General features: G+C 38.2%; 13 protein-coding genes, 2 tRNA genes and 1 pseudogene. 10 read left to right on the forward strand and 6 right to left on the reverse strand.

The window, feature by feature from the left end; translation table 11 throughout:
* Nucleotides 1-116 precede the first annotated feature (116 nt).
* Nucleotides 117-191, reverse strand: a tRNA-Asn gene (locus ACFIL7_RS04035).
* A gap of 184 nt (nt 192-375) precedes the next feature.
* Here ACFIL7_RS04035 and ACFIL7_RS04040 point away from each other — a divergent pair.
* The 6 genes from ACFIL7_RS04040 to ACFIL7_RS04065 all read left to right on the forward strand — a co-directional run bounded on the left by ACFIL7_RS04040 (nt 376) and on the right by ACFIL7_RS04065 (nt 8319).
* A tRNA-Cys gene (locus ACFIL7_RS04040) sits at nt 376-449 on the forward strand.
* 220 nt (nt 450-669) lie between these two features.
* The gene (locus tag ACFIL7_RS04045; RefSeq protein WP_375613722.1) at nt 670-1344 is read left to right on the forward strand and encodes a protein-L-isoaspartate O-methyltransferase; all 675 of its coding nucleotides are present in this window, start codon (nt 670-672) and stop codon (nt 1342-1344) included.
* Nucleotides 1345-1410: 66 nt separating this feature from the next.
* The gene (locus ACFIL7_RS04050; RefSeq protein WP_375632921.1) at nt 1411-2703 is read left to right on the forward strand and encodes a TolC family outer membrane protein; all 1293 of its coding nucleotides are present in this window, start codon (nt 1411-1413) and stop codon (nt 2701-2703) included.
* A 252-nt stretch (nt 2704-2955) separates the two neighbouring features.
* A complete protein-coding gene (locus ACFIL7_RS04055; protein ID WP_375632919.1) occupies nt 2956-3510 on the forward strand; it encodes a DUF2497 domain-containing protein in 555 nt (184 codons plus the stop codon).
* Nucleotides 3511-3658: 148 nt separating this feature from the next.
* Nucleotides 3659-6382, forward strand: coding sequence for a valine--tRNA ligase (locus ACFIL7_RS04060; RefSeq protein ID WP_375637029.1), 2724 nt, complete (start codon nt 3659-3661; stop codon nt 6380-6382).
* A gap of 1145 nt (nt 6383-7527) precedes the next feature.
* Nucleotides 7528-8319, forward strand: coding sequence for a tetratricopeptide repeat protein (locus tag ACFIL7_RS04065; RefSeq protein WP_375642940.1), 792 nt, complete (start codon nt 7528-7530; stop codon nt 8317-8319).
* A gap of 104 nt (nt 8320-8423) precedes the next feature.
* Here the strand turns inward: ACFIL7_RS04065 and ACFIL7_RS04070 are convergent, their stop codons facing one another.
* From ACFIL7_RS04070 to xth, 5 genes are all read right to left on the reverse strand, one after another.
* Nucleotides 8424-9170: an amino acid ABC transporter ATP-binding protein gene (locus ACFIL7_RS04070; protein ID WP_273791447.1), complete on the reverse strand. Its 747-nt coding sequence runs from the start codon at nt 9168-9170 to the stop codon at nt 8424-8426.
* Between the two features lie 11 nt (nt 9171-9181).
* The gene (locus tag ACFIL7_RS04075; RefSeq protein ID WP_375621443.1) at nt 9182-9898 is read right to left on the reverse strand and encodes an amino acid ABC transporter permease; all 717 of its coding nucleotides are present in this window, start codon (nt 9896-9898) and stop codon (nt 9182-9184) included.
* Between the two features lie 2 nt (nt 9899-9900).
* Nucleotides 9901-10653, reverse strand: a complete 753-nt coding sequence (locus ACFIL7_RS04080; protein WP_375637027.1) for an amino acid ABC transporter permease — start codon at nt 10651-10653, stop codon at nt 9901-9903.
* A gap of 141 nt (nt 10654-10794) precedes the next feature.
* Nucleotides 10795-11700 (reverse strand): transporter substrate-binding domain-containing protein, encoded by a 906-nt coding sequence (locus ACFIL7_RS04085; RefSeq protein ID WP_375634815.1) that lies wholly within the window; start codon nt 11698-11700, stop codon nt 10795-10797.
* A gap of 125 nt (nt 11701-11825) precedes the next feature.
* On the reverse strand, nt 11826-12608 hold the full coding sequence (gene xth / locus ACFIL7_RS04090) for an exodeoxyribonuclease III (RefSeq protein WP_375634813.1): 783 nt from the start codon (nt 12606-12608) through the stop codon (nt 11826-11828).
* Nucleotides 12609-13095: 487 nt separating this feature from the next.
* Between xth and rpsL the strand changes: the two genes are divergently transcribed.
* The 4 genes and pseudogenes from rpsL to ACFIL7_RS04110 form a co-directional block, all read left to right on the forward strand.
* A complete protein-coding gene (gene rpsL / locus ACFIL7_RS04095) occupies nt 13096-13467 on the forward strand; it encodes a 30S ribosomal protein S12 (RefSeq protein ID WP_005773262.1) in 372 nt (123 codons plus the stop codon).
* Nucleotides 13468-13485: 18 nt separating this feature from the next.
* Nucleotides 13486-13956 carry a 30S ribosomal protein S7 gene (rpsG, locus tag ACFIL7_RS04100; protein WP_375632907.1) on the forward strand — a complete coding sequence of 157 codons (471 nt, stop codon included), beginning with the start codon at nt 13486-13488 and terminating at the stop codon, nt 13954-13956.
* Between the two features lie 24 nt (nt 13957-13980).
* On the forward strand, nt 13981-16065 hold the full coding sequence (gene fusA, locus ACFIL7_RS04105) for an elongation factor G (RefSeq protein ID WP_375683382.1): 2085 nt from the start codon (nt 13981-13983) through the stop codon (nt 16063-16065).
* A gap of 62 nt (nt 16066-16127) precedes the next feature.
* Nucleotides 16128-16207: pseudogene (locus ACFIL7_RS04110) on the forward strand (elongation factor Tu); the annotation flags it as partial.

The following is a 16207-nucleotide window of genomic DNA, read 5'->3' on the forward strand; positions in this document are numbered from 1 at the left end:
TAGGATATTGCGTTTCTACTTTATTGCAAAAATCCTATTCCATTACTTTTATTAACGAATCCCTCATGTCTAAAAACTTTAGAAAAAACAATAAACTACGTGGAATAAAAGAAAAGTGGCTCCCCGGGCCGGATTCGAACCAGCGACCAACCGGTTAACAGCCGGTTGCTCTACCGCTGAGCTACCGGGGAATGGTGCCCAATCATCTCGTTGAAAAGGCTATAGCAAAGCAATACTGATTTGCAAAGGATAAAATTACTTTTTTTAAAAAAATATGATAAATTGTGTAATAAGAGGAAAAAAGGCGAGAGAATATTTCTACACCTTGACGGATGCGTTGCCTTCCCTTATTGAAACCTTTATGTTTGTTGACGAGGCCTCGTGGCGGAATGGTTACGCAGAGGACTGCAAATCCTTGTATCCCGGTTCGATTCCGGGCGAGGCCTCCAGCCGATTTTAAACGAAACGGCTTTTAAGGGAGATGAGGTATAGGAAAATAGATTATTTCCCTCTATTCTTGTGAAGACACTTTTGTATGAGAGATTATACAGTTAAAATCTAATTGTTGACTGTAGTATCCTTTTTTGTAACGCCCATAGTTTAAGAGATCTTTATCCCTTATTGTCGCTGTTTTGTTTGTTTTTTGTAGGTTAGGAGAAAATATTCGTTATGGTTGCAGATTTTGCTGAGCTTCGTCGCAAAATGGTTGACAATCAAATTCGTACAGTCGATGTAACGGATTTATCAGTTCTTGAAGCCTTTTTAACGGTATCTCGTGAAGATTTTGTATCGGAAGATATGAAAGTGTTAAGTTATCTTGATACTGATATTGTTCTATGTCCAGAGCAAGATGGGGTTCCTGCACGCTATTTGATGAAACCTGCGTCTCTAGCGAAATTACTACAGCTTGCCGCTGTAAAATCATCAGATGTTGTTTTAGATATTGGTGCAAATAGTGGTTATTGTGCAGCGTTGCTTGCAAAACTTGCAGGGTCTGTGATTGCGCTGGAAAGTGATAAATCTCTCTTTGAACGTGCTCTTGAAGCTTTAGAACGGAATCAATGTGATAATGTGGTTGTCGTTCATGGTCCATTAGAGAAAGGATATGCCGTTGAGGGACCTTATGACGTGATTTTCATTGAGGGATCTGTTGATTTTATTCCTCAAGGTATCTTTGATCAAATGAAAGACTGTGGACGTCTTGTTGTGGTTGAAGGGCATGGAAATGCTGCTGTTGCACAAATCTATATAAAAGAAGATGGGATCATCTCGGCTCGTCGTGCTTTTAACCTCGCTGTAAAGCCTCTTCCTTGTTTTTTCAAAACACCTGGTTTTGTGTTTTAGTGCTTGTTTGTTTTGTGAATAAAAGATAATTTTGTAATTTATTTGGGGTTTGTTATTGTGTGTATTATGTTTAGAGTAAACAAGAAGTTTCAGGCGTGTTTATTGCTGGTGTTGAGTGTTTTTCTATCAGAGGCTGTTTGTGCTGAAACATTGATGGATGCCTTTTCTAAGGCTTATAAATATAATGCTAAGTTGAATAGTGAACGTGCAGCTGTGCGTATATCCAGTGATGATGTTGTCATTGCGCGATCGGGGCTATTGCCACAAGTTGAGGGGGTTGGGAACTATGGGCGAAATAAGTCTTTTACAGGTCCTTATGTCACTTCTGGATCTATAGGAGTGAGATTAAATCAAAGATTATTTGATGGTTTTATCACGCAAAATATCTTTTCTTCAGCTCAAGTTAAGTTGCAGGCTCAGCGTGAATATCTTCGTAATGTTGAACAAAATACGTTTCTGGAGGCGGTGACCGCTTATGCTAATGTCTATCACGCACGTCGTGTTGCCGATCTTCGGAGAGAAAATTTGGCAGCTCTTGAGGAACAAGTTCGTTCCAATAAAGCAAAATTTGATGTGGGTGAAGGAGGGCATGTTGATCTTGCTCAAGCTCAAGCTGCACGTTCCGTGGCGGTTTCAGAGCTGAGTCTTGCTCGTGCTGATGTAAAAGCAGCAGAGGCAGTGTATCGACAAGTTATTGGTTCTGATCCTGAAAAGTTAAAACGCCCACCTGTAGCCAAAGATTTTCCCGTCAACCTTGATATGGCTTACCAAATGAGCGTTGTGATGCATCCAGCAATCCTTTATGCTAAATATTTAGTCGATGCGAGTGTTTATAATGTAAAGGCGAAAGAAGGGGCATTGCTCCCTAAAGTTGATTTTTCTGCAACTGCATCTTATAATCGAATCTACAGCGGGGTTGGAGAAGATGGCATTTCTAAATCGATAGTGTTGTCAGTAAGTGTCCCAATCTTTGAAGGAGGGCGTACGTCTGCGCAAATTCGCCAATCAAGGGAACAGCTTGGACAGGCGCAGCTTCAACTCGATTTGGCGCATAGTAATACGCGACAAGCACTTACTTCTGCTTGGTTTCAGTTGGAGGGCGCACGCTCATCTGTTGTTGCTTACCGTGAAAGTGTTCGTGCTGCTGAAATTGCTCTGAAAGGTCGTGTTCAAGAAAATCTCGTAGGGCAAGCAACGACGCTGGATGTTTTAAATTCTCGTACTCTATTGATTAATGCTCAGATTGCGCTTGCAATGGCAGAGCGTAATGCTGTTGTGGCGAGCTATAGTGTTCAATCTTCTATTGGTAAATTGACTGCAAGTTATTTAGGTTTAAAAACAATTAAATATATCCGATAATACATAAAAGTATCTCTTTGAATCTTATTAAATTATTTTAGTTTTTAAAAGCTTAGTAAATCAACAGTTGAATATGTTGAAAGATATTGCGGCGAGATATTATTTTTATAAGTGTAGAAAACTGTGTGTAGCGCCCTCTTTATGACAAGCATATTTGAAAATATCGTAGGAGGCATGTTGATCTTATAATTCTTTTGCATACACTGAAAATATGATTCTATTTGTTGTTGCGTCTTTGAGAGGTTGTAAAGTATGGTACAGAGTTCAAGCGTGTTACGTGAGCCAAGTATGGATGAAATTTTAACATCTATTCGTGAAATAATCGAAGAAAATGCGGTTCAATCTGATCACTTTTTAAATGAAGATGTTGCAGTGAATGCTTCAGAAGTGGCATCCGAGGGTATTTATGATACAACCTTATCGGTTGATGATGCTATGAAAGCTTTAGCTGATCGTATTGGTCTTTCTTCTGAAAATCAAGGAGGGAAGATAACGCAAGAGAAAGAGGATATAGAGGCAGAAAATAATACAGTTGGTATGGATATGCAAAAGATGAAGCTTTCTTCTGAAGAACGGAATTCTGTTTATAAAGCAAAAGAATATGAAGATGAGATAAGGAAATCACAGTCAGACGCTGGAAGGGATGGTCATGTGGAATTGTCTGCATATTGTATTTCTTCTGCAGAAAAGATTGCAAAGGATGTGTTGCGTCCTGCTATAGCAGAATGGTTACAGTCTAAATTGCCTATTTTGCTGGAAGATATTTTGCGTGAAGAGATTATGAAGGCGATTAAAAAATCGTCTTAATTATTTTTACATTATTTTTATGTTTTTCATTTTATGAGAATTTTGTTTGCGATTTTGCGAGCTCTCTAGTGAATGGCTGAGATTCACGAGATTCTGATCAGGTTTTGATCATATATTGTGTTTTTCAGCGGCGTTATGGATGGATAGAATGTTAGAAAAAAACTATGATGCTGCCTCTATAGAGCAACGGGTTGCAAAGAGATGGGAGACTCGTGGGGCTTTTAAAGCGGGAGCTGGTTCTAAAAGCGGTGCAGAACCTTTTTGCGTTATGCTTCCTCCTCCTAATGTTACGGGCTCACTTCATATGGGGCATGCGCTCAATACGACAATTCAAGATATAATAGTTAGATTTCAGCGGATGCGTGGCAGAAATGTGTTGTGGCAGCCTGGTATGGATCATGCTGGGATTGCTACGCAAATGGTAGTGGAACGTCAACTTGCAGAACGCCAAGAGTCAACGCGTCAAGAAATGGGGAGAGAAAAGTTTATTGAGCGTATTTGGGAATGGCGTTATGAAACTGGAGGCGTTATTGCAAACCAGTTGCGTCGCCTTGGGGTTTCATGTGATTGGTCGCGTGAGCGGTTTACAATGGATGAGGGGTTGTCGCAGGCGGTTCGTGAAGTCTTTGTCACGCTTTATAAGCAAGGGTTGATATATAGGGATAAGCGCCTCGTCAATTGGGATCCTAAATTGTTGACAGCTATTTCAGATCTTGAAGTTGAGCAAAAAGAAGTTCAAGGACGTTTGTGGCACTTTAGATATCCACTTGAAGGTAAAATTTTTGATCCAAATGATGCGACAACTTTTATAACAGTGGCGACAACACGACCAGAAACAATGCTTGGTGATACAGGAATTGCTGTTAATCCTGAAGATGAGCGTTATAAAAATCTTATCGGTAAAAATGCTCTTTTGCCGCTTGTTGGTCGTAGGTTATTAATTGTTGGTGATAGCCATGCTGATCCTGAAGCTGGAAGTGGTGCTGTAAAAATCACACCAGCTCATGACTTTAATGACTTTGAAGTAGGACAGCGTAATCATTTACGCTTGATCAATATTTTTACCCAGCAAGCCGAGATTTTTCTTCGTGAAAATGAAGCATTTTTCGATGGTTTGATTTTATCAGATGAATTAAAAATGTTAGTAGAAAATCTCGATAAATCTGATCGTTTTGTTGCTCGCCAGAAGATTGTTTCTTTGATGGAAGAACAGGGATATTTAGCTTCTGTTGATGATCATACCCATATGGTTCCTCATGGAGATCGCAGTGGTGTCCCTATTGAGCCTTTTTTGACGGATCAATGGTATGTTCATGCTGCTGAATTAGCAAAGCCAGCGATAGAGGCTGTTCAACAAGGCAAAACGCAGTTCGTTCCCGATAACTGGAAAAAGACGTACTTCAATTGGATGGAAAATATTCAACCTTGGTGCATTTCTCGCCAATTATGGTGGGGACATCAGATTCCTGCTTGGTATGGTCCTGATGGAACGGTTTTTGTTGAAAAAAGTGAAAAAGAGGCTTTAGATTCAGCTTTTGCTCATTATGGTGAGGTTGTTGAATTAATCCGTGATCCGGATGTTTTAGATACTTGGTTTTCATCAGCTCTTTGGCCTTTTTCAACATTAGGATGGCCAAATAAAACGACTGAATTATCTACTTTTTACCCAACATCTTTATCTGTGACAGGATTTGATATTATTTTTTTCTGGGTTGCTCGTATGATGATGATGGGACTTCACTTTATGGGTGACGTTCCTTTCCCAACGGTTTATGTGCATGCTCTTGTACGGGATCAAAAGGGTGCAAAGATGTCAAAATCAAAGGGAAATATTATTGATCCCTTAGAGCTTATTGATCAATATAGTGCTGATGCACTTCGGTTTACTTTAGCTATTATGGCAGCACAAGGTCGTGATGTAAAACTTGATGTTTCCCGTATTGCTGGTTATCGTAATTTTGCTACGAAATTGTGGAATGCTACCCGATTTGCACAGATGAATGGTGTGAAGCATGATCCAACTTTTAAACCAGAACAAGCAAAATTGCCGCTTAATCGTTGGATTTTAACAGAGTTATCTAAAACAATTTCAGCAGTTACGACTGGTATTGAACACTATAAATTTAATGATTCAGCTGCCACTCTTTACCGTTTCATTTGGAATACATTATGTGATTGGTATTTGGAGCTTCTCAAACCTATTTTTCAGGGGGAAAATGAAGATGCTAAAAATGAGGCTCAAGCTTGTACTGCTTGGGTTTTAGATGAAGTTTATAAACTTCTTCATCCTTTTATGCCTTATATGACGGAAGAGTTATGGTCTCTTACAGAAACGCAAGCCATCAAGCGTGAGGATATGCTCGCATTGACAAAATGGCCAGAGGAAACATTGATAGATGAAGAAGCTGCTGATGATATTAATTGGCTTATTGATGTCGTCACGGGGATTCGGTCTGTACGTTTTGAAATGAATATTCCAGTGGCGACACAAGCACCTCTTGTTGTTGTCGAAGGAGGAGAAGTAACGCGAGAGCGTGTGAAGCGTTATGATGCACTTCTTAAAAAATTAGCGCGTATTGAAGTTATTGATTTCTCTGATAAACTTCCGGAAGTATCGGCACAAATGATTTTGGGAGAGGCTGTTTTTTGTTTACCATTAGGACAGTTGATTGATTTGGAGGCTGAACGTGTTCGTTTGAGGAAGGATGTCAGTAAAATTGAACAAGATATTGAAAAAATATCGCTTAAGTTAAATAACCCCCAATTTATAGCAAATGCAAAAGCAGAAATTGTTGAGCGTGAGCGGAACAGGGTTGTAGAACTGCGTGCAGCGCAGAAAAAAATATTTGTTGCTTTAGAGCGGTTAGATTGATTTCAACTTTTTATTTTTTTGATAGATAATTGCATACCAGTAGGGCTAGTATAGATCTTCTTTAAAGAAACTTTTTCTTTTGTTAGTTTTTCATGAACGATCATAAAATCTCTACTGAAATCCATTGTTTTATGTTTATCATTAAAGAGACATCTTTTAAGGCATCCAAGCCTATTCCACGACGTAGATCATGAGTGGTATAACGGTAAATCCATTGAGCTTCCCTTCTTTATGCTTGTGAAGTAACAAGCGCCGGGGGGGGCACCATTCTGTCCAATATCCGGACAACCCTTAGCTCAAACTGTTCGTAAGAGGCATTTTTAGTTCTTTCTTACACAGAGTTTTTATCCACATAGCTCTCTCTGCTTGTAATGTGCAAGCGGATGGTTTTGATTGATTTAACCTGGAACAGGTTTGGAATGAGAGAATCTTACGATATTCGAGGTCCTCATTCAATATGCAAAAAGGTAAATTATCATTATAAATCAAAACATTGTTTTATTTCTGTAAAATATCATCATTTAGAGTAGCAATATAAGGCATGTAAAATTACACATGTGGTATTTTTTTGTATGTAGTGGTGAGTATTCTGAGTTAGAACTTGTGTGTAAAGTATGAAGTAACCCCATGTGAAATGATGTCAGGTGCAATCCGTTAAACAAAAAGCTTGTATTGTTTATAGATTGACGGAGACAAAAAACTTCATCTTTAAGGTGGTAAGGCAGTCGTGAAGTTATAAGTTAACTATCATCATTATATTTACCCATCTTTCGTATTGTTTTTTATATTTAAACGCTTACCATTCATCATGTATTCTCTTCATTCTCAAGTTGCTGTTTAATGTACGTTATTTTATTGAATGATTTTTACTCATACGTATAAAATTTTAAGATCGATAAAGCTTAGAATGTTAAAGGATGTGTTACAAAATATAGAATGATGATTTATATTTAAAAATCAATTTGTTGTATATAAAAATGGATACTTAATTTTATCGAACATTTTGGATGATTTTTATCTATTTGTCTTTTCTTTTAAAATTTTTACTTTAAAATCGCGTATGCTTCTTACTAAGAAAAAGAGTTTAAATATCTACAAAGAAATTTGTAACAGATATAATCATTAAAATTGAGATAGGGGGGGAAATGGTTAATAGGTTTCAGATATGGAAAAAAGTCACGATTGTTGTGATTTTAGGGGGATTTTTTTCGACTGTTTATGTAATAGATGTCAATAGCTTGCAAGAAGCGAATGATGGTTCGTTTTATTTTTTTAAACGTGGCATGTCTGCTTATAAAAATGGGCATATAAATCAGGCTATTGCAGCATTACGTTGTGCAGCTAAGAGAGGCCATATTGGTGCGAATTGGAAACTTGGCTCTATCTATGCCAACGGTGATGGTGTCCCTAAAAATGATTATAAGGCATATAATTTTTTTGCATATATTGTTGAAAAAGGTGCTGATCTTGGTTCAGAGGATGAAAGTTATGTTTCTGATGCATTGGTTAAACTTGGGAGATATATAAAAAAAGGTATTCCTCAATCACCTGTGAAACCTGATCCTTCTTATGCTGCTCATCTTTATATGCAGGCTGCGGTAAACTATGGAAATCCTAAAGCTCAGTATCATTTAGGAAAAATATTTTTAAAGGGAGAGGGAAGGGAGAAGAATCTTATACAAGCAGCACGATGGTTTCAACTTTCAGCAAAAAAAGGAAATCCTTCTGCCCAAGCAATGCTTGGAAATATACTGCTTCAAGAAGGAAAAATTGTCCGTGGGGCAGCAATGTTAACTGCTGCCTATGAAAAAGCTAACGTAAAAGACAAAAATTGGATTCATCCTTTGCAAGAACAGGCTTTTGCTCTTTGTAATGAATCTGAGAGACGTACAGCAATTTCACTGGTTGCTGAGATTTTAAAGAATAACAGTTTTTAAACATCTGATTGTAATATTTTTACATTCTCTCATCTTATATTAAACTCTGTTTTCTTGTATACAAGTTCATAGTAAAGATAGCTTTTTTTTTGATAATCTAATGGCTAATGACTTAAGATTTTAGACAAAAATTCTTGCGTTCTCGGTTTTCTTGCTTGCGGATCAGAAAAAAACTCTTTAGATGAACAGTCTTCAAGAATTGTTCCTTGATCTATGAAAATAACACGCTCAGAGACTTTTTGCGCAAATCCCATTTCATGGGTTACACAAATCATCGTCATACCTTCTTCTGCTAAGCTAATCATGACATCGAGTACTTCACCTACCATTTCAGGATCTAGAGCAGATGTTGGTTCATCAAAAAGCATGACAAGTGGATCCATAGTTAAGGCACGTGCAATAGCAACACGTTGTTGTTGCCCTCCAGAAAGTTGACCAGGATATTTATCTTTGTGTTCAATGAGGCCAACGCGCTCAAGATATAACAATCCACGTTCAAGTGCTTCTTTTTTGCTTCGTTTTAGGACTTTGATTTGTGCAATTGTCAAATTTTCTGTGACAGATAAATGGGGGAAAAGCTCGAAGTGTTGAAACACCATTCCTACCTGACTTCGCAATTTAGGCAGATTCGTTTTTTTTGAATGAACAGGTATTCCATTAATCCAAATTTCACCTTTTTGAAAAGGGACGAGAGCGTTAATAGTTTTAATGAGTGTTGACTTTCCTGAGCCTGATGGACCACAAACGACAACGACTTCTCCTTTATTAATGTTGGTTGTACAGTTTTTAAGGACTTTAATTTCGCCATACCAATTAGAAACATTTTTTATTTCGATCATATGAGTAGACATTTTTTTTCCTGTTAGCGAATAATGGATACTTTTTTTTGTAAATACAAAACTATTTGTGACAGTGTAAAACAGATAACAAAATAGAAAATAGCTGCTAAGATATAAGCTTCTTGCTTTACACCAAAATTATTAGCAGCAATATCAAAACCATTCAAAAGGCTATGACCACTGATGGCATAAACAAGGGTTGTATCCTGAAAAAGGATAATAACTTGTGTTAAAAAGACTGGAAGCATATCTCTAAAGGCTTGAGGAAGAATGACAATGTACATACTTTGCCAATATGTCATTCCAAGAGCTTGTCCTGCATATTTTTGTCCTTGCGGAACTGAATTGATTCCAGCACGCATAATCTCAGCAAAATAAGCCGTTTCAAATGCGGTAAAGGTAATGAGTGCTGATTTATTTGCACCAATGGATATACCAGTTAAAAAAGGCAGAAGCACGAAAAACCATAAGATAACCATCACAAGTGGTATTGAACGCATAGCTGTTATGTAACTGATTGCAAACCAAGAAAGAAGTTTTATGGAAGAAAGGCGCATCATTGCTAAAAGTGTGCCGAAAACAAACCCCAATACCGTTGCAAAAAGAGTTAGAAAAACGCTAAAGAGTAAACCTGATAAAATGTAAGAACGAAATACATCAAAGGTAAAAAAGGAAAAATCAAAGTCGGAAAAATTGAAAGGAAAATAAAGTCCAAACTGAGAGCTTATGAAATTCATCATATTCAATTTCCCTTTGTTTGAAAATTAGGAATTTTGAGTATTTGTTCAATGACTGTCATCACAATGAATACGAATAAGGCTATTAGAATATAAAGGATCGTAACAAGTAAATAATTTTCGTAAACATGGCTTACCTCTTCAATTGCTTGGTATTGAAATTGCATGAGCTCATTTATTGAAACGGCGAATGCTATAGACGAATTTTTCACAATCCCCATTGCTTCTGAAGTAAGAGGTGGCATAATTGCACGTATAGCACGTGGTAGTATAATATAGCGATAACTTTGATAAGTTGTAAACCCCATTGCCATAGCAGCATAGCGTTGTCCAGAAGGAATCGCTTCAATGCCTGAACGAACCTGTTCAGCAATGCGTGCAGATGTAAAGAATCCCAATGCGCATGTTATCAAGAGAATGGGGGAAAATTTCATCGCTGGTGGATAAATCTTCGGAACAACAAAATACCACAAAAACACTTGTACAAGGAGGGGAATATTACGCATAATCTCTACCCAAATAGTACCGATAGTGCGAAATATATAATTGATTATGGATGTTTTGGGTAAAGTGCGCATTGTTCCTATAACAACACCACACAATACAGCTAATATAAGTGAAGTGATAGACAATATAACCGTATTTTTAAAGCCATCGAGAAGTGTATCTAAATAGGTATGGCTCACGCCGGGAGTTCCCAAGCATCCTGTTACCAATGTTTGAGTAAGGTCATCTCTACAAAGGAAAGAAAAGTCCATTAATTGATATTCCCTCAAATTAGTCATTCACAAATAGGACAATAAACCACGCGCATCTACATAGTCCAGATTTATTAAAAAGTGAATTAAAATATAAACCACACTCAATTTCAAAAGAGTGTGGTTCTTCTTTATTAAATTCTATAAATCTTTTTCTGCGTAGCTTTCTCGAGGCTTATTATTTGGGTGATCCCAAGCATATCTTGTTTGTTTTGACAAGGGAAGGTTCATAACAGTGTTAGCAGGTGGGATCGGTTTCATAAACCACTTATTATAAAGCTTTTCCAGTGATTCATCTTTAATCTGACGTACAATACTATCGTTGATTGTTTGTTCAAATTTTTTGTCATTTAATCTGAGCATACAGGCAATAGGTTCGACTGAAAGTACAGTATCAAGAATGACATAATCAGATGGATTCTTTGATTTAGCAATATGTCCAGCAAGAATTGAAGCGTCCATGACAAAAGCATCTGCCTTACCAGATTCTAATAATAAAAAACTATCTCCGTGATCTTTCCCCTTTAAAACTTTAAACTGAATGTTTTTTGCACGTTTATTTTTACGAATAAGTTGAACAGATGTTGTACCGGTGGTCGTTGCAACTGTTTTTCCATTTAAATCCTCAAGAGATTTAATGTTAGAGTTTTTCTTTACAGCAATCCGAACCTCTTCAATGTATGTCGTATAAGCAAATGCTGCTTCTTTACTGCGGGCAATATCATGTGTTGTTGAGCCGCACTCAAAATCATAGGTTTTATTTTTTAAGAGAGGAATTCTATTTTGAGAAGTGATGGGAAGATAATGAATTTTAATTGGTTTACCAATTTTTTTTGAGATATCATCAATGATCCGTTCTGCCATTTCTGTATGAAAGCCTACATATTTATTATTACCAAGGGCGTAGGCTAAACCAGATGATTCACGGACACCTAAAGTAATTTCACCTGTTCGTTTTATTTTTTCAAGAGTATCATGTTCAGCATGCGCGAAACTTGAGAATCCAATGGACGTTGCTGCAATAAGCATTAATAATGATTTCTTCATTTATGTCCTCCATTCATTTATTTTTATTTTATTTGCTTAAGATATACTGTTTATATGCTGTAGCATAGTTATTATTTTTGAGTGGAATTTTTTTTGTTGTCTCATGAAATGAGGATTTTACTTTCTTAATTGATATTAAGGTTAATCCAAACAGGAACGTGGTCGGATGGTTTTTGATATCCCCTTACTTCTGTTTGGCTATGAGCGCAAATTAATTGATCAACAGCTTCTGGTGATAATAATAAATGATCAATGCGAATCCCATTATTCTTAGGCCAAGCACCTGCCTGAAAATCCCAAAAACTGAAGGAGGGAGTATCGGTGACATTCCGGATAGCATCATAAAAACCTAAATGGAGAATACGTTGGAATGCTTTTCTTGTTTCTTGAAGAAATAAGGCATCTTGATACCATTCTTGAGGTTTTTTTGCATCTAATGGAGTGGGGATGACATTATAATCACCTGCTAGAATAAGAGGTTCTTCATACGCAAGCAATGATTTTGCATGTGTATATAATCTTTCCATCCATTCTATCTTATAGGAATATTTTTCACTCTCAATAGGATTCCCATTTGGCAAATAGAGAGATGCAACACGAACAACACCTTTGTTTGTTGAATAAACAGCTTCAATGTAACGTGTTTGTTTATCATTATCATTGCCTGGTAATCGACGGATCACTTCATCTGGTGTTTTTTTAGAGAGAATCGCAACGCCATTAAAACTTTTTTGTCCGTGTGTTTCTATATGGTAACCTAAACTTTCAATTGCATCGCGTGGAAAATTTTCATCGATACTTTTAATTTCCTGTAAACAGACTATGTCCGGCTGGCTTTGCTGCAGCCATTGACATAATGTTTCATGTCGTGCTTTTATCCCGGCAATATTCCACGTTGCTATTTTCATGGCGCTCATCATTAGATATCCAATATGCAATTCAATTTATTGCATTTATGTTTACTACAGTCACATCGCTGTTTTTTTGTTTATAGGGGATATTACTATGGTAAATTGATTTATCAAGAGTAGCGGTAAAAGCAAATTTAAAGTTTTAAAATTTAATTTATTTTCATTTTTAAAAACTTTCTGCTGTTTAGTTCTTGACGAATGTACGTGTTCTCGCTATTAGAGATAGATATAACCGATGTGAATGTAATCAGGTGTTTTGGATATGAACCGGATCATTCACAGGTGTTAAGAAGATTAAAAGCAAATGCTAGTGCAAAAGGCTATTGCCTTCTCTGCTTATGGTCGGGTAAACTGTTTTTTGCAGGTGTGCCCGATTTTGTGTATAGACTTAGATATCTGTTCCGATTCTGTTGGGGTGGATAGAAATAAAAATAGAAAAGCCCGATTGGGTGAGACGAATGTAGATCGAAAAGAGGAAGGTTGCATGCCTACCGTAAACCAGTTGATTCGCAAGCCGCGTGTGGCGCCAGTTAAACGTAATAAGGTTCCTGCTCTGCAGTCGAATCCGCAGAAGCGTGGTGTCTGTACGCGTGTTTATACAACAACACCGAAGAAACCTAATTCTGCTCTTCGTAAAGTTGCTAAAATTCGCTTGACGAATGGATTTGAGGTAATTGGTTATATTCCTGGAGAGGGACATAATCTTCAAGAGCACTCTGTTGTAATGATTCGTGGTGGTCGTGTGAAAGATTTGCCAGGAGTTCGTTATCACATTATTCGTGGTTTACTTGATACGCAGGGTGTCAAGAATCGTAAACAGCGTCGTTCAAAGTATGGCGCAAAGCGTCCAAAATAATATTGAGAGACAAAGCTAATGTCCCGTCGTCATAGAGCAGAAAAGCGTGAGATTAATCCAGATCCAAAATTTGGTGATTTGGTTATTATGAAATTTATGAATGCCATTATGTTTGATGGTAAAAAATCAGTTGCAGAGCGTATTGTTTATGGTGCGCTCGATTCTGTGGAAAAAAGAGTAAAAACAGATCCTGTGGCTCTATTTCATCGAGCTTTAGAGAATATTGCTCCTCATATTGAGGTTCGTTCACGCCGTGTTGGTGGCGCTACTTATCAAGTTCCGATTGATGTTCGTCCTGATCGTCGTCAGGCTCTTGCTATTCGTTGGTTGATTGCGGCGGCACGTGGTCGAAATGAAACGACGATGGTTGAGCGTTTATCTGGTGAATTGATGGATGCGGCTAATAATCGTGGTTCTGCCGTGAAGAAGCGTGAAGATGTTCATCGTATGGCTGAAGCTAATCGTGCTTTTTCTCACTATCGCTGGTAGAAGTTTTAAACTAAGGCAAATATAATGGCTCGCGAATATAAAATTGAAGATTATCGTAATTTTGGTATTATGGCGCATATTGATGCTGGTAAAACTACGATGACTGAACGTATTCTGTTCTATACCGGTAAGAATCATAAAATTGGCGAGACCCATGATGGGGCTTCTACAATGGATTGGATGGAGCAGGAGCAGGAGCGTGGTATTACGATTACGTCTGCTGCAACAACGACATTTTGGGAAGGGCAAGACGGTCGGAAGCGTCGCTTTAATATTATTGATACGCCAGGGCACGTTGATTTTACGATTGAAGTTGAGCGCTCTTTGCGTGTTCTTGATGGTGCAATAGCCTTGTTGGATGCAAATGCTGGTGTGGAGCCTCAAACGGAAACTGTTTGGCGGCAAGCTGAGAGGTATCGCGTGCCTCGTATGGTTTTTGTTAATAAAATGGACAAAATAGGAGCTGACTTCTATCGTAGTGTGGAGATGGTTGGTTCTCGGTTAGGTGCTAAAGCGCTTGTTTTGCAGTTGCCGATTGGTGCTGAAAATGACTTTGAAGGAGTTGTTGATCTTGTAGAAATGAAGGCTTTAAAGTGGGATGGTTCTATTGGTGCCTCGGCAGTGATAAGTGAAATTCCCTCTGAGTTAAAGGAGAAAGCTGAAGAATATCGCGAGAAATTGATTGAGATGGCTGTGGAGGTTGATGAAGCTGCGACAGAGGCTTATTTGGAAGGTGTTATGCCAACCAACGAGCAGCTTGTTTCTCTCATTCGTAGGGGGACAGTAGAAGTTCAGTTTCATCCGGTTCTTTGTGGTACGGCTTTTAAAAACAAGGGGGTGCAGCCACTTTTGGATGCTGTTGTTTCCTATCTTCCTTCTCCAATTGATATTCCGGCGATTAAGGGTGTTGATGTAAAGAATGAGGCTGAGACGACACGCGAATCTTCTGATGATGCTCCGTTATCTATGCTTGCTTTTAAAATTATGAATGATCCTTTTGTTGGTTCATTGACGTTCTGTCGTATTTACTCAGGTAAAGTTCAGAAAGGTATTTCTCTTGAGAATACTGTGAAAAAGAAAAAAGAGCGTTTGGGGCGTATGCTTCAAATGCATTCAAATTCTCGTGAGGATATTGAAGAAGCATTTGCTGGTGATATTGTTGCTCTTGCAGGACTTAAGGAGACGACAACAGGGGATACTCTTTGTGATCCTTTGAAGCCTGTTATTTTGGAGAGGATGGAATTTCCAGAGCCTGTTATTGAGATTGCAATTGAACCGAAGACAAAAGCAGATCAAGAAAAAATGGGTATTGCTCTTAACCGTCTAGCAGCCGAAGATCCTTCATTTCGTGTTAAATCGGATGAGGAATCTGGTCAGACTATTATAGCTGGAATGGGTGAGCTTCATCTTGATATTATTGTTGATCGTATGCGGCGTGAGTTTAAGGTTGAAGCAAATGTTGGGCAGCCTCAAGTTGCTTATCGTGAGTCAATTACTAAAATGGCGGAAATTGATTATACGCATAAGAAACAATCGGGTGGTGCAGGTCAATTTGCTCGTGTGAAAATTGTTTTTGAGCCTCATGATGGTGATGACTTTATTTTTGAGTCAAAGATTGTTGGTGGTGCTGTTCCTAAAGAATATATTCCCGGTGTCCAAAAAGGGATTGAGAGTGTTATGGGGTCAGGTCCTCTTGCGGGCTTTCCTATGCTTGGTGTAAAAGCGACTCTCATTGATGGTGGCTATCACGATGTTGATTCTTCGGTTTTGGCTTTTGAGATTGCTGCTCGTGCGGCTTTTCGTGATGGGGCAAAGAAGGCTGGTGCACAGCTTCTTGAACCGATCATGAAGGTGGAAGTTGTTACACCAGATGATTATGTTGGTGATGTTATTGGTGATCTCAATTCTCGTCGGGGACAGATTTCAGGAACTGAAGCGCGCGGCATTGCAACGGTTGTGAATGCAATGGTTCCTTTGGCAAATATGTTTGGTTATGTGAATACTCTTCGCTCTATGAGTCAGGGGCGTGCGCAGTATACAATGCAGTTTGATCATTACGAGCCTGTGCCTTCAGCTGTTGCTTTGGAGATTCAAAAGAAATACGCGTAATTTCAGGTTGGTAATTAATTTTTAACTTAGTCCTTGGCTTGGACGGAAAATGGAGAGCTCAAATGGCGAAGAGCAAGTTTGAACGAACAAAACCGCATGTTAATATTGGTACGATTGGTCACGTTGATCATGGGAAGACCTC

This window comes from Bartonella sp. AP3QHHD (genome assembly GCF_042195765.1).
Classification (GTDB): Bacteria; Pseudomonadota; Alphaproteobacteria; order Rhizobiales; family Rhizobiaceae; genus Bartonella.

What these genes read in the sequence shown, in the direction of transcription:
- rpsG (WP_375632907.1), top strand. Translation starts at nt 13,486, where the DNA reads ATGTCCCGTCGTCATAGAGCAGAAAAGCGTGAGATTAATCCAGATCCA.
- ACFIL7_RS04075 (WP_375621443.1), bottom strand. Translation starts at nt 9,898, where the DNA reads ATGATGAATTTCATAAGCTCTCAGTTTGGACTTTATTTTCCTTTCAAT.
- ACFIL7_RS04045 (WP_375613722.1), top strand. Translation starts at nt 670, where the DNA reads ATGGTTGCAGATTTTGCTGAGCTTCGTCGCAAAATGGTTGACAATCAA.
- ACFIL7_RS04065 (WP_375642940.1), top strand. Translation starts at nt 7,528, where the DNA reads ATGGTTAATAGGTTTCAGATATGGAAAAAAGTCACGATTGTTGTGATT.
- xth (WP_375634813.1), bottom strand. Translation starts at nt 12,608, where the DNA reads ATGAAAATAGCAACGTGGAATATTGCCGGGATAAAAGCACGACATGAA.
- ACFIL7_RS04050 (WP_375632921.1), top strand. Translation starts at nt 1,411, where the DNA reads ATGTTTAGAGTAAACAAGAAGTTTCAGGCGTGTTTATTGCTGGTGTTG.
- ACFIL7_RS04055 (WP_375632919.1), top strand. Translation starts at nt 2,956, where the DNA reads ATGGTACAGAGTTCAAGCGTGTTACGTGAGCCAAGTATGGATGAAATT.
- ACFIL7_RS04070 (WP_273791447.1), bottom strand. Translation starts at nt 9,170, where the DNA reads ATGTCTACTCATATGATCGAAATAAAAAATGTTTCTAATTGGTATGGC.
- fusA (WP_375683382.1), top strand. Translation starts at nt 13,981, where the DNA reads ATGGCTCGCGAATATAAAATTGAAGATTATCGTAATTTTGGTATTATG.
- rpsL (WP_005773262.1), top strand. Translation starts at nt 13,096, where the DNA reads ATGCCTACCGTAAACCAGTTGATTCGCAAGCCGCGTGTGGCGCCAGTT.
- ACFIL7_RS04080 (WP_375637027.1), bottom strand. Translation starts at nt 10,653, where the DNA reads ATGGACTTTTCTTTCCTTTGTAGAGATGACCTTACTCAAACATTGGTA.
- ACFIL7_RS04085 (WP_375634815.1), bottom strand. Translation starts at nt 11,700, where the DNA reads ATGAAGAAATCATTATTAATGCTTATTGCAGCAACGTCCATTGGATTC.
- ACFIL7_RS04060 (WP_375637029.1), top strand. Translation starts at nt 3,659, where the DNA reads ATGTTAGAAAAAAACTATGATGCTGCCTCTATAGAGCAACGGGTTGCA.